The organism is Psychromonas aquatilis (genome assembly GCF_038155185.1).
In the GTDB taxonomy this organism is placed as follows: domain Bacteria; phylum Pseudomonadota; class Gammaproteobacteria; order Enterobacterales; family Psychromonadaceae; genus Psychromonas; species Psychromonas aquatilis.
In genome coordinates this window covers 1-13,716 of the sequence record NZ_JBAKAZ010000018.1, presented here as the reverse complement: position 1 = coordinate 13,716, position 13,716 = coordinate 1, and the positions used below count along the sequence as shown (strand labels likewise).

The following is a 13,716-nucleotide window of genomic DNA, read 5'->3' as shown; positions in this document are numbered from 1 at the left end:
GTTAATAAAAGGGTGCACTTGTTGCACCCTTTTTATCGAAAGTTTATTGCTGTGAGTGCAATTCATTCTATAAGACTCCTTTTTTAGAATCCTATTACTTTTTCACATCAATAAATTTTTATATAAGCATATTTTAAGTGGAGTAAATAATGTCTCAAGATAACGTCACGGTACAGTTGATGGATACAACCTTGCGCGATGGTGAACAAACACAAGCCGTTTCATTTTCACCGGCTGAAAAAGTTAGTTTGGCTAAGGCACTATTACAGAGACTTAAAATCGACCGCATTGAAGTTGCTTCTGCACGTGTATCTGAAGGTGAGAAAATTGCCGTTAAACAATTAAATACTTGGGCGGCAAAAGAAGGTTTAGTTGAGCGAATAGAAGTATTAGGCTTTGTTGACCATACATTAAGTGTTGATTGGATCACTGATACCGGCGGTAAAGTATTAAACTTACTTGCTAAAGGTAGCTTAAAACATTGTTCTGAACAGCTTAAGAAAAGTTTAGATCAACATGTTACTGATGTTAAGCAGACCATTGATTATGCTTTACAACAAGGCTTAAAAGTTAATATCTATTTAGAAGACTGGTCGAATGGATATAAGGACAGTCCTGAGTATGTTTATGAGATGTTAGAAAAGCTCTCTGATGCAGGGATTACTCACTTCATGTTACCTGATACATTGGGTGTGATGTCGCCTGATGAAGTGTTTGCTAGCTTAAGTGATATGGTGACACGCTTCCCTCATCTGAAATTTGATTTCCATCCTCACAATGATTACGGTTTAGCAACGGCTAATGCAATGTTTGCGGTAAAAGCAGGCGTTTCATCAATTCACTGTACGATGAACTGTTTAGGTGAGCGTGCCGGTAATGCTTCATTAACAGAAGTTGCAGTAGTACTGAAAGATAAGCTGGGTAAAAAGGTTAATATCGATGAGTCAGAGATCCATAATTTAAGTAAATTAGTGGAAAATTTCTCAGGTAAGCGTATTGCAGACAACACACCGATTGTTGGTGCTGATGTATTTACACAAACCAGTGGTATTCATGCCGATGGTGATAAAAAAGGCGGTTTATATATTTCTGCATTAACCCCTGAGCGTTTTGCTAGATCACGTAGTTATGCATTAGGTAAAATGAGTGGTAAAGCATCGCTGGCTAAAAACTTAGAAGAAATGGATATTGAATTAGATGCAGAACAACAGCAAAAACTGTTAAAACGCATCGTACATTTGGGCGATCAAAAAGCGACGATCACTGCAGATGATCTACCATTTATTATTGCTGACTTATTAGAGCGTAATGACTTTAATCATGTTGAATTACTAAACTGTTCAATTAATTCTGGATTAGATTTAGAATCGACAGTGAGCATCCGTGTACGTGTCAATGATCAGATTCATAAGGCGAGTGGTAGTGGTAACGGTGGTTTTGATGCATTTATTAAAGCCATGAAAAAAGTACTTAATGAACATCATTTTGCATTCCCTGAGCTGGTGGATTTTGAATTACGTATTCCTCCAGGTGGAGAAACAAGCGCATTAACCGAATGTACTGTGACATGGGATGATGGCGATGAGCACTTTACGACACGTGGCGTTAATACAAACCAAGTTATTGCTGGTATTGGCGCAACGATTCGTATGATTAACTTACGCATGCAAAATAAATAACACTATTTTAGCAGTGCAATTATTAAAAGGCCTTAATCTTTGATTAGGGCTTTTCTGTTTAGACGAATATACTATTCTCTAAATATTGACTAATATGAAAAATAGAACGATTAAAAAGGAAATAAAATGAGAGTTTGTGGTGTTGAATTAACCGGAAATGAAGCCGTAATTGCTATTATGCAATATAAGAATGGGCTATATGATGTCCCACCTGTACGTACAACTAAATTGACGTTAACAGATCCTATCAATACTGACCCGCTGAAAAAATTTCAGTTTGATTTTGCACAATTAATGAAAGATTACCAAGTTGATAGAGTGATCATTCGCCAACGTCCTTTAAAAGGTAAGTTTGCTGGTCATACTTTAAGCTTTAAAATTGAAGGTGCATTGCAGTTGATTGATAGTGTTCAAGTACAAGTCATCACCCCTGATTACATTAAAGAAGGCCTTAAAAAAGCGCAAAACTCACCAACAGCGGTAGAGTTAGGACTTAAGAAGTTTCAAGAGCAAGCAATGTTAACGGCTTTTGGTTACTTAGAGCAGCAAGTAGGTTAACTGAATAGTTAACAATGTAAGGCATGTTTGCTGAAATATTTTAGCTTTTTAAAAAGTAGCGGGTAAACTGCTATTTAATAATTTATATCAATGATAAATAAGGACATTTACATGCCACATAGTAATGCTCACTATCGCTTAATTACCGGAAAAGATGATGCTGATTTTTGTAGTAGAATCACCAAAGCGTTAAGCGAAGGTTATGAACTATACGGTTCACCAACGATGTCGTTCAATGGAGAACATATCGTGGTAGGTCAGGCTGTTATTAAAAAGCCGACACAATTAGTCTAACTTAAAACAGAGCATTAGCTGTTAATGCTCTGTTTCATCATATTCTTTATTCTCTTCACTGTTTTCCTTTCTATTAAAACTTAATAATAACCTTTGTAACTTTCCTAAATATTCATGTATTGCTATTTCAGATTTATTGAGCTGATAAGCAGAAGGAATGTAAGTATACGCAGGTAAATCAAAATTAGTGTCTTTTGCAAGGTAAGTGACAGGCGAAGGTATTGGCATTTGATCGTATTGTTTGAATAACGCCATAGCACGTGACATATGCGTTGCAGAGGTCACCAAAGCGGCTTTTTTACCCTTTATAATCGCAGACATTTGTTGCGCTTCTTGAGCGGTATCTTGCGTGTTATCTAAACGAATGAGGTGTTGCTCAGGAATTTGATATGCCTTGGCTAATGTTGTCAATAATTGAGCATGACTTTGAGTATCTCCAAACCCCGAACCAGAGACAATCATCTTTGCATTAGGATTGGCATAATAAAGCCTTAAAGCTTCGCTGAAACGGCTTAATGCTGTGCCTGAAAGTTGGCTGGTGATAGGCAAGTTAGGATCATGTATACCAGAAGATCCGAGTACTAAAATATAATCAAAATCGTGAGCTGCTATGAGTAAAGGCGGGTATTGCCTCTCTAGCGGTTTATTGAGTTGGTAGCTTACCGGTAAAAAACTAAAGCAAACTAGGATGAGAAAGCTAGCGAGTGTTAAGTACTTTGCTAAGGTTTGTCTTTGACTAAAAAACAGCAAGCATAAGCTTATCAGTAATAAAGTTAATGCTAACGGTAGCGGCATTAATAAACCACCTATCCATTTCTTGAGTATAAATTCCATACTTTCCTTTTTAAAAGGGTTTTGATGATTAAATTCGCGCCTTTAATACGTATAATAACCGTTTTTCAGATCAAGTATAACTAAGGTTAGGCTAAGTGACAGATTACAATTTTGATCCAATTGCACAAAAATTTGTGAATAATATTTACGGCAGCTATAAAGGTCAAATTAGAAAAGAGATCCTATGGTGTGAATTACTTGATTGCCTGAAGCGCTTAAATAAACCTAAATTAAGAGTGTTAGATGCAGGCGGTGGCTTTGGTTATTTTAGCCAAAAACTTGCTGAATTAGGGCACCAAGTTATTTTGTGTGATATTTCTAATGAGCTACTTTCGGTTGCTAAAGCACAATTAGCTGATCAACCTTATCAACATAATGTGCATATTTTACATTGCTCTATCCAATCATTGGCAGAGCATATTGACGGTGGTTTTGACCTTATTTTAAATCATGCGGTATTAGAGTGGCTAGCTGAACCAAAGCAAACACTACAGGATCTGACGACTTGGTTAAATGCCGACGGTCTGCTTTCTCTGATGTATTACAACAAAGAGGCACAACGTTTCTTTAACCTTGTTTCAGGCAATTTAGAGTTTGTAGAGCGAGGAATGCCACGTAAAAAAGTGGTGCGTTTATCACCGACTAACCCTTTGTTTGAAGCCGAGGTGGTTGACTGGATAACACAGGTTAATCTTTCTGTACTTAAGAAAACAGGTGTTCGTGTTTTACATGATTATATGAAATCTAGCGAGGTTGCTGAACAAAAGTTTGAGCAGTTATTAGCAATGGAAAAAACCTATTGTCAAACAGAGCCTTATGCTTCTTTAGGGCGTTATACTCATCTGACCATTTGTCATAAAGACGCTGATTTTAGATTAGGTGAATGATAAAAATGCAACTAGTGTTGTTAAGTTGAGGCTGTTGCGCTAAAAACAACCTCAACTGTAAGTAGAGGGGACTACTGCTCGAATAAATTACTATCAATAATCAGATCGCGAGGTAAATTGTTTTTAACTCGATTATCTAACGATTTTCCTAAACCAATAATATGTTGCTGATAGCTGAGTAATACTTCGCCTTTAGATGTACTGGTATCAATATCGTGGATATCACGTCCTTGATAATACGCTTTAGCTTGATGTGCAGCGAGTTCAAGCACATTGCTTTGTGCTTGCTGGCCATAACATGAGGCAAATTCATGGGTTAATTTAAAGCCTGATTTACGTCCTTTACCAAACTGTTCCGCAATTTTTATTCCTAATCTTGAAAATCGTAATTCATTAATCAATGGCACGATATTCTCAGGAAATAGCCAAAACTCTGCATCACGTTGATATAATACGCCGCAAAGGTCGGTGATCATAAATTGCTGTTCTAAGTAGCTTAAAAGACTTTTCTTAACCGTTGCCGTGGCTGGTTGAAAAGGAAATTTACCTAAGCGTTTTTGGGCTGTTTCATGTTCCACTGCATGACACTTTTTGATTGCCGCAACAAAGAAGCCTTCGGTATCGTAAACTTGTGGCCAAATATGTAGGAAACCTTGTTCAGTTAAGGTTTTTTCTGCACCAGGAAATAATGTTGCTAAAGAAAGGAATTCAACGCTTTCGGGAAATTTTTGTTGAAGGTGTAAACAGACCTCTTGGTTTTCCTCTAGGCTTAATGTACAAGTTGAGTAAACCATTACACCATCTGGTTTGAGGGCTTGAAATGCACTTTCAATTAACGATTTCTGTTGTGTTGCGATCGACTCAATAGCACTTTGATCCCAGTTTTTCATGGCATGCTTATCTTTTCTGATGGTACCTTCACCAGAACAAGGCGCATCTAATAAAATAGCATCAAATGTATTTGGTAACCATGTGCCAAATACTGCTGCATCAAAATGCGTCAGTGCAACATTTTTGATGCCACAGCGTTGAATATTTGCATGAAGCATTTTAATTCGGCTAGAAGAGTACTCATTAGCAATGATTAAACCTTGGTTATTTACTGCTGCAGATAATTGCGTAGTTTTTGAGCCTGGCGCAGCTGCTGCATCTAACAGTGTAGGATTGTCAGTTGCTTTAAAATGGTGGAGCAGGGCTGATACCGGCATCATTGAACTGGCTTCTTGAACATAAAATAGCCCAGCTAAATGCTCTGCGCTATTACCTAATGGAATGCTGTCATTATCATTTTCTATCCAAAAACCTGCTGTACACCATGGTATTGGTGTTAACAGCCATTGTTTGCTAGCAGCGATTAATAAAAAGTCTTCAATACTTATTTTCAGTGTATTGACTCGAATAGCTCGACGTAATGGACGACGGCAAGCCGCTTCTAATTCATTAATATCTAAGTGCAAGGGTAAAATTGTTGCCATCTTCTCAAGAAAGTCAGCAGGTATAAATGTATTGCTATCCATTAGTTTCCTTACAAGGCTATGCTTAATCTAGGCATAGTTGTTTAATTTTAATTGTCTAATTATTGTGTGGTATTTTAAGTTTCCATTGCAGCCAGTCTTCATCCATTTCTGTTTTCAGAGAATAAACTGCGTTGTTTTTACTGGCTGGTTGTAGCTTTTCATCGTCAGGGGTGCTCATGCTAATACCGCCTTTAACTAAAGAGGTTAATGACGTTGATGTTAGCGCTATACCTGTAATCCCGATATCTAGGTTAAAGCCAGAGGCTGGCCAAAAAATGCTGTTTTTACGGATTAAATGCGCATATTCTGGGTAGATATTAAGCAGGATTTCCACACCATCGGCATCTTTTTGCAAACGCTTCTCTGTGACTTCACCGATCTGGATTTGTCTATGATAAACAGGACTCGCGACATCTGTGCTGCCAGCATTATCTGCTAATAATACCACTGTCAGGCCTTGTTGTTCTAATGCTAATGTTGGCGCAGCGCTTTCCCCTTTAAAGCGGGTTGTTTTTTGGCCACTTCCTGGTTCTGTATTGAGATAAACACCGCTGATCAAAGTAGACAAATTCTTAGTCCCTGATAAAGATATTTCACTTCTTACAATCCAAAAACGCGTGCCTTGTTTTGCTATTTTATCAAAATACTGGTTATTGATTTCTAAAGTGGCGATAACATTGTTTTGGTTATCCAATGACAATTCACTTATTTCACCAATATCTAAGCCTTTTAGCTTAACCTTATTGCCGACTTTTAAGTCGTATGCATTATCAAAGATCAGATTTATCTGCTGTACTGGCTGCGTTGCTTGGGTTTTATTATCAAATAAACGATATTGTCCTGAACTAACTTTGTTGTTAACTGCAACATTAGAAAACCCTAAGGAAATGCCACCTGCCGCGATAGATAGTAACGAGTCAGCATTAACTTCAAGGCCTGAAACACCAGCATTGACTTGGATACCGCTGCTGTTCCAAAAAATAGTCTTGTTGTTAATTAAGTGTTTGTATTTAGGATCAATTTGTATATTAGTTTGCATTAAGCTCGAATCATGTAATTTAACACTGTTGACCTCTCCTACTTTTAATTTTTGATAATAGACAGGTGAGCCCGCGCTAACGGTTGGAGCTTCTTTACTTAATAAAGACAGTTTGATTGGTGCTGTAAACTTATGTTTACCTAACTTAGCCATTTCCTTTGTTGCGTAAAGGTAAAAAAGACTATTGTTTTTAATAGGGCTATCTTTGTCAGTCTTGGCTGTACCTGGTGGGTTATAAAGTGCAACACCGCCTTGAATAACATTTTGTAGCGGGGCACTACTCACCTCAAGACCTTGCAAAGAAGCTTTAACATTCACGCCGCTTAACAGATGAAATTTACTTTTATTGGTAATTAAATAAGCATATTCATCTTTTATACTCAATAATGCTTCTATATTTTGGTTATCCGAGGTTAATTTTATTGATGCTATTTTACCAATGGTTAACCCTTTATAACTCACTTGTGCGCCTTCTGTTAAACCATTTGCTTGGTCTGCTCGCAGCTTAATTAATAAATCATCTTTTGCTGAAGCGCCATTTTTACTGATGGTAAAAGTAGTTTTAGCTTGTTCATTTTGGTAATTATCAGAGTGATTAAAACTAATAAAGTCACCGCTAATTATATTGCCTAAATTTTCAAGTTTAGAAAATGAAACAGAGGTTTTCTCTACCCAGAATGTCGCATTTTCTGTCACCAAGTCAGCATAAGCAGGGTTAATTGTTGCTTGAGCAATAAACTGTTGCTTTTCTGTATCATAATCAATGCTATTTAAACGTCCGATACCATGGCCTTTAAATAAAATCCCTGCATTCTTTGGTAGGTTATTTGTGTTGTTTAGTTTTAAAGTTATATTTAAACCTTGTTTAGCTTCTTTAATATTATCGTAGAGCTCATATACTTTATTTTCAGTCAAAGGAGAAGACGATTCAGGGCTATTGAATGTGATGCCGCCTGCAATTAAAGTGGTTAAACTATCTAATGAAAAATCTATTCCTGCACGGGAAATGTTGGCATTTAACCCACTGATATTCCAGAACTTACTGTTTGCTTTGACTAGATGGCTATATTTCTTTTCTATAAAGGCTTGGATACTGACAAACTCACCTTGTTTATCCAGTTTGACACTGGCTATTTCCCCAACATGTATTTTTTTAAAAAAGATCGGGGTACCAACATTAATAGATGCCGCACTTTTACTTTTTAAGTTAATTAATAGTGCGTTGTCAGGTATCGATATTGGTTGCTCTACAGTTGCGGTGAATGAAGTGGCTGGTTCTCCATCTCCCGGTAATAGTTTTATATAACTACCTGAAAATAAAGTATCTAGACCGGAGATAGAGGTCAACGTGGCCTTTGGATATACTAGCCAAAACTTACTATGTTGTTTTAATAAAAAGGTGGCGTGTGATTCAATTTCCGCAATGACATTAACACCATTGTTTTCATCAAGCTGAATCTTTTTAACCGTCCCTACACTCACACCTTTATAACGGATCTTGGTTTTATCAACGATAATGCTGGCTGCATTGGTAAAATGGATACTGATTTCCACATTTTTGTGGGTTAGATTTTGAAATATAATCCAAATCGCCAATATTGCGGCAATAAATGGTAGAAACCAAATCGGTGAAATTGACCTTGATTTCACAACATCAGGTTGAGTGGAAGCGTTATTTTGCATTGATATTTTTGTCCCAAATTAAGCGAGTATCAAAACTCTGTGCCGCAAATAATGTTGTAATAACGACGATAGTAAAAGAAGTAGCTGCTACACCAGGGTAAACGGATAAAAGGTTACCTTTATCAAATACCGCCATCATAATTGAAATAACAAACAAGTCTAATACTGACCATCTACCAATCCAATCAATAATATTATAAGCGAGTAGTTGTTTGGAAGGATTTAATTGCCATTTAAAGTGAACCACTAATGATATAAAAAACAAAGCGACTATCTTCAATATAGGTACAAGAATAGAAGCGATGAATACAATTAAAGCTATCCCAGGCATACCCGTATTAATTAACGATAAAATACCTGAGAAAATAGTATCGGGGTAGGGAGTGTTATTTTTCAATAAGTAAGTAATAGGGTATAAATTTGCAGGGATCACAAAAATAAATGCAGTAAATAATAATGCCCATGTTTTTTGTAAACTATGCTTGATACGTGGTGAGATCGGCGTATCACAAGATGGGCAACGAGCCTCTCCCGCTTGAATTGGTGAGGCTTCACCACACATTCGGCAGAGTTGCCAACCTTGTTGCATTGCGCTTTTGCCAGGTTGTAGTGGTTTATTCATGATGTAAATATTTCCAAAAATGTGCGTTTTCATATTCACTTAGCATACTCATATTTAAAATGAGCAATGCAACAAGGAAATACAAGCCACTATTATAATATAAATCGGCATAGGCATTTAGTTTAAATACGGCCACCATAAAGCTTACTAAGTACACTTCTAGCATTGACCAGTGGGTTAGCAATCGCGTTAGTTTTAACACCGGTGAAAGTAAACTTGGTCGTTTTTTAAGTAACATACAACTACTACTAAAACACATACAAGCAGCTAATAGTGTAGGCGCCACTATCGAACAAAACAGTACAACAAATGCAACAATAGGCGCGCTATCAATTAATAGTATGGCACCTTGAATAAGTGTTGTTTGTTCCGTTATCCCTAATAAATAGACGGAAACCAATGACAAGGTAAAAGCAGGTGCTGATACTAATAAGGTGGCTAGCGATAGCGCAAAGATTCTATATTCATTACATTGTTTGCCCTTATAAAGGGGATGTTGGCAACGGCTACATTTAGCTACATAGCCACTTTCTATTGCCGAGTACTCTGTAACGAGGTCACAATGCGCACAAATAATCGTTTTCATGTTTATTTATCAGTAATTTTTCATATGGGTAAGATAGCAAACTAATTTTAAGACCACAAAATTTGCATTATTCGCACAGTAATAGTACTGTATATATAATCATGCTTATGAAGGCGGTTTAGTTGTTTTATTAAGCAGATATGAAGATTACATTATGTTTAACTTGTAAAAAATAAGAGGCCACCGTGGCAGTCATCATTAAATACATTGTAGAAAGAAAAGGTGTTGAAAAAATGACCTTTACCAGTAAGAAAGAAGCGGATGCATACGATAAAATGCTCGATAGTGCAGATCAAATTGCATTATTTTTGAGTGACAGTCCAGTTTCACTTGATGACCAACAATTAGAAGAGATTGGTTTGTACGTTGCAAGTAATAAAGATGTATTACAAAACCTATTTAAAGGGCAATTGTATAAAGCTGATAAGAGTGACAAAGAAGAATCATAAATTACGATAATATTAGGGATAATAAATTCACATTGTTCCCTTTTATTATGATGCTGAATCCTTTAACATACGTTCCTCATTTTTTAATTAAATACATATGCTTTTTGGTTGGAAGCATCACTGTGAGGAATTAGCATGCCAATTATTACTCTTCCCGATGGAAATCAACGTCAATTCGAAAACACTACTTCTATAATGGAAATTGCTGCGGATATCGGCCCAGGCTTAGCAAAAGCTTGTATCGCTGGACGTGTTAATGGCCAACTTGTTGACGCTTGTGATCCTATTGAAACCGATGCTGAAGTAGCGATCATCACTAATAAAGATGATGAAGGTTTAGAAATTTTACGTCATTCATGTGCCCATTTATTAGGACATGCAATTAAACAATTGTATCCTGAAGCAAAAATGGCAATCGGACCTACCATTGATAATGGTTTTTACTATGATGTTGACTTAGACGTTACCATCAATGATGTAGAGTTAGCTAAAATTGAAAAACGCATGCAACAGTTAGTTAAAACAAACTATCAAGTTGTTAAAAAGAAAGTAAGCGTTGAAGAAGCCGTTGCTGTCTTTAAAGAGCGTAACGAACCTTATAAATTAGAAATTCTTGAAGGTATTGATAAAGACGATCGTCCTGGTTTATACCATCACGAAGAATATATCGATATGTGTCGTGGCCCACATGTACCAATGATGAAATTTAGTCAATGGTTTAAATTAATGAAAGTATCGGGTGCGTACTGGCGTGCAGATTCAGATAATAAAATGCTGCAACGTATTTACGGCACAGCATGGGCTGACAAAAAACAATTAAATGCTTATTTAAAACGTCTTGAAGAAGCTGCGAAACGTGACCATCGTAAAATAGGTAAACAGTTAGATCTTTACCATATGCAAGAAGAAGCACCAGGTATGGTATTCTGGCATCCAAACGGTTGGACTATTTTCCGTGAGCTAGAAAGTTATATTCGTGAGCAAACGGTTGCCTTTGGTTATCAAGAAGTGAAAGCACCGCAGATCTTAGATCGTTCTTTATGGGAGAAATCAGGTCACTGGGATAAATATAAAGATGGTATGTTCTGTACGTGTAGTGAAAACCGCGACTATGCAATCAAACCAATGAACTGTCCAGGTCATGTGCAGATTTTTAATCAAGGTTTAAAATCATACCGTGACCTTCCATTACGTTTATCTGAGTTTGGTTCATGTCATCGTAACGAACCATCAGGCTCTTTACATGGTTTAATGCGCGTACGTGGCTTTACACAGGATGATGCTCATATCTTCTGTACAGAAGAGCAAATTCTTGAAGAAGTATCTGCGTGTATCAATATGGTTTTTGAATGTTATAAAACATTCGGCTTTGAAGATATTGTCGTTAAATTATCTACTCGTCCAGAAAAACGTGTGGGTGATGATGCTACATGGGATAAATCTGAAGCTGCTTTAGCACATGCATTAGACGAAAATAATGTTAAATTTGAATATTTACCAGGAGAGGGAGCTTTCTATGGACCAAAAATTGAATTTACTTTATATGATTGTTTAGGTCGTGCGTGGCAATGTGGTACAATACAATTAGATTTTTCAATGCCTGGTCGTTTAGATGCGTCTTATGTTGGAGAAGATAACGAACGACATACTCCTGTAATGATCCATCGTGCTATTTTAGGATCGTTAGAGCGTTTTATCGGTATTTTAACCGAAGAATATGCAGGTGTTTACCCTACATGGTTATCGCCTCAACAAGTCGTTGTAATGAATATTACTGATAAACAGTCGGATTTTGCTACAGAAGTAGTAAATAAATTGAAAAAAGTGGGTATTAGAGCCATTTCGGACTTGAGAAATGAGAAAATAGGCTTTAAAATCCGCGAGCATACATTGAAGCGTATTCCTTACTTGCTTGTTGTGGGTGACCAAGAGGTCGAAGCAAACGAAGTTGCAGTAAGAACACGTAAGGGTGATGATCTTGGTAAAATGCAAGTTGACAATTTTGTTGAACATGTAAAACAAGAAATCATGGCTCGTTCATAATTTTAATTACTCGGAGGAATTTGTTATAAAAGGTGCAAAAAAAGGCCCTCAAACGGCCAACAAACATCGTCTAAACGATGAAATAACTGGTACTGAAGTACGTCTTTCTGACGCGGAAGGCAAACCTGTAGGTATTGTCACTCTAAATGAAGCTAAAGATATGGCTTTCGAATCTGATTTGGATCTTGTTGAAATAAGTCCAAACGCGGAGCCACCAGTTTGTCGCATCATGAACTATGGCAAATTTCTTTTTGAAAAGAGTAAATCCGTGAAAGAACAGCGGAAGAATCAGAAACAGGTTCAGTTGAAGGAAATAAAATTCCGTCCTGGGACTGATGATGGCGATTATCAGGTAAAACTACGCAGCCTGACTCGCTTTCTTGAAGAGGGTAACAAAGCCAAAGTAACGCTACGTTTTCGTGGTCGTGAAATGGCGCATCAATCACTTGGTATGGAATTACTAAATCGCGTTAAAAACGATTTAGTTGATATCTCTACTGTTGAATCTTTCCCTAAGTTGGAAGGTCGACAAATGGTGATGGTACTTGGCCCTAAACGTGCTAGCTAAGGCATAAAGAAGTATTGAAGTGCGGATATGAGAATATTCGCATTATTTACTCGCCTTACTGGTTTAATTTAAATATTTTAACAATGCGGAGTTCGCAATGCCTAAAATGAAATCTAACAAAGGTGCTGCAAAGCGCTTTAAAAAGACTGCTTCTGGTGGTTTTAAACGTAAGCAATCTCACTTACGTCATATCCTTACTAAGAAATCTACTAAACGTAAACGCCACCTACGTGCTCAAAGCATGGTAGCAAAAGTAGACGTACCTAGTATTAACAGAATGTTACCATTCGCTTAAGTAAGGAATATATAAAATGCCAAGAGTAAAACGCGGTGTACAAGCTCGTGCACGCCATAAAAAAGTCTTAAAACAAGCTAAAGGTTATTACGGAGCTCGCTCACGTGTTTATCGCGTAGCAGTTCAAGCAGTAACTAAAGCTGGTCAATACGCTTACCGCGACCGTCGTCAACGTAAACGTCAGTTCCGTCAACTATGGATTGCACGTATCAACGCTGCATCTCGTTTAAGCGGATTATCTTACAGCCGTTTCATCAATGGTCTTAAAAAGGCTTCTGTTGAAATCGATCGTAAGATCTTAGCTGACATTGCTGTATTTGATAAAGCAACATTTGCACATTTAGTAGAAGTTGCTAAAAAAGCGCTAGCTTAATCATTTTTTGATTAGCAATATTGGGAAGGAGACATTATGTCTCCTTTTTTTTGCTTTAAATTTACTCGCTAGCTTAATAATCTCATCTAATACCAATCTAAGTAACTAATCTAATACCAATCTAAGCGGAGTAGTATTGACATTCTCTTCGGGGCGGTGACTTTAGTCTCCCTGCTTGCGTCAAAATAAAAAGCCAAAACAAACTTTATCTAAATAAAATGCAACACGGTAACTATCTAAGCGGAGTAGTATTGACATTCTCTTCGGGGCGGTGACTTTAGTCTCCCTG

14 protein-coding genes are annotated in these 13,716 nt (G+C 37.1%); 9 read left to right on the top strand and 5 right to left on the bottom strand.

Going from position 1 to position 13,716, the window contains the following annotated elements; translation table 11 throughout:
- Positions 1 to 149 precede the first annotated feature (149 nt).
- The 3 genes from V6256_RS06490 (at position 150) to V6256_RS06480 (ending at position 2,531) form a co-directional block, all read left to right on the top strand.
- Positions 150 to 1,679 (top strand): alpha-isopropylmalate synthase regulatory domain-containing protein, encoded by a 1,530-nt coding sequence (locus V6256_RS06490; RefSeq protein WP_341597263.1) that lies wholly within the window; start codon positions 150 to 152, stop codon positions 1,677 to 1,679.
- Positions 1,680 to 1,805: 126 nt separating this feature from the next.
- Positions 1,806 to 2,237 (top strand): DUF3010 family protein, encoded by a 432-nt coding sequence (locus tag V6256_RS06485; RefSeq protein WP_341597262.1) that lies wholly within the window; start codon positions 1,806 to 1,808, stop codon positions 2,235 to 2,237.
- Positions 2,238 to 2,348: 111 nt separating this feature from the next.
- Complete coding sequence (locus tag V6256_RS06480; RefSeq protein WP_341597261.1) at positions 2,349 to 2,531, top strand: DUF1737 domain-containing protein; 183 nt, start codon at positions 2,349 to 2,351, stop codon at positions 2,529 to 2,531.
- A 21-nt stretch (positions 2,532 to 2,552) separates the two neighbouring features.
- On the opposite strand, the gene V6256_RS06475 is transcribed toward V6256_RS06480, so the two are convergent.
- A complete protein-coding gene (locus V6256_RS06475; RefSeq protein ID WP_341597260.1) occupies positions 2,553 to 3,365 on the bottom strand; it encodes an ElyC/SanA/YdcF family protein in 813 nt (270 codons plus the stop codon).
- Between the two features lie 95 nt (positions 3,366 to 3,460).
- Between V6256_RS06475 and V6256_RS06470 the strand changes: the two genes are divergently transcribed.
- Positions 3,461 to 4,252: a methyltransferase domain-containing protein gene (locus V6256_RS06470; RefSeq protein WP_341597259.1), complete on the top strand. Its 792-nt coding sequence runs from the start codon at positions 3,461 to 3,463 to the stop codon at positions 4,250 to 4,252.
- A 71-nt stretch (positions 4,253 to 4,323) separates the two neighbouring features.
- Here V6256_RS06470 and rsmF read toward each other — a convergent pair whose 3' ends face one another.
- The 4 genes from rsmF to V6256_RS06450 are packed head-to-tail and all read right to left on the bottom strand — an operon-like array spanning position 4,324 to position 9,699.
- Positions 4,324 to 5,769: a 16S rRNA (cytosine(1407)-C(5))-methyltransferase RsmF gene (gene rsmF / locus V6256_RS06465; RefSeq protein ID WP_341597258.1), complete on the bottom strand. Its 1,446-nt coding sequence runs from the start codon at positions 5,767 to 5,769 to the stop codon at positions 4,324 to 4,326.
- A 55-nt stretch (positions 5,770 to 5,824) separates the two neighbouring features.
- Positions 5,825 to 8,491 carry an MlaD family protein gene (locus V6256_RS06460; protein WP_341597257.1) on the bottom strand — a complete coding sequence of 889 codons (2,667 nt, stop codon included), beginning with the start codon at positions 8,489 to 8,491 and terminating at the stop codon, positions 5,825 to 5,827.
- Complete coding sequence (locus V6256_RS06455) at positions 8,481 to 9,113, bottom strand: paraquat-inducible protein A (protein ID WP_341597256.1); 633 nt, start codon at positions 9,111 to 9,113, stop codon at positions 8,481 to 8,483. Before V6256_RS06455 ends, V6256_RS06460 begins: the two co-directional genes overlap by 11 nt.
- Positions 9,106 to 9,699, bottom strand: a complete 594-nt coding sequence (locus V6256_RS06450) for a paraquat-inducible protein A (protein ID WP_341597255.1) — start codon at positions 9,697 to 9,699, stop codon at positions 9,106 to 9,108. The genes V6256_RS06455 and V6256_RS06450 overlap by 8 nt, the downstream gene beginning before the upstream one ends.
- Before the next feature lie 185 nt (positions 9,700 to 9,884).
- On the opposite strand from V6256_RS06450, the gene V6256_RS06445 reads away from it, so the two are divergent.
- From V6256_RS06445 to rplT, 5 genes are all read left to right on the top strand, one after another.
- The gene (locus V6256_RS06445; RefSeq protein ID WP_341597254.1) at positions 9,885 to 10,148 is read left to right on the top strand and encodes a YebG family protein; all 264 of its coding nucleotides are present in this window, start codon (positions 9,885 to 9,887) and stop codon (positions 10,146 to 10,148) included.
- A gap of 135 nt (positions 10,149 to 10,283) precedes the next feature.
- Complete coding sequence (gene thrS / locus V6256_RS06440; RefSeq protein WP_341597253.1) at positions 10,284 to 12,191, top strand: threonine--tRNA ligase; 1,908 nt, start codon at positions 10,284 to 10,286, stop codon at positions 12,189 to 12,191.
- Between the two features lie 25 nt (positions 12,192 to 12,216).
- A complete protein-coding gene (infC, locus tag V6256_RS06435) occupies positions 12,217 to 12,759 on the top strand; it encodes a translation initiation factor IF-3 (RefSeq protein ID WP_341597297.1) in 543 nt (180 codons plus the stop codon).
- A 97-nt stretch (positions 12,760 to 12,856) separates the two neighbouring features.
- Complete coding sequence (gene rpmI, locus V6256_RS06430; RefSeq protein ID WP_025564055.1) at positions 12,857 to 13,054, top strand: 50S ribosomal protein L35; 198 nt, start codon at positions 12,857 to 12,859, stop codon at positions 13,052 to 13,054.
- A 16-nt stretch (positions 13,055 to 13,070) separates the two neighbouring features.
- Positions 13,071 to 13,427 (top strand): 50S ribosomal protein L20, encoded by a 357-nt coding sequence (gene rplT, locus V6256_RS06425; RefSeq protein WP_028862951.1) that lies wholly within the window; start codon positions 13,071 to 13,073, stop codon positions 13,425 to 13,427.
- The last annotated feature ends 289 nt before the right edge of the window (positions 13,428 to 13,716 follow it).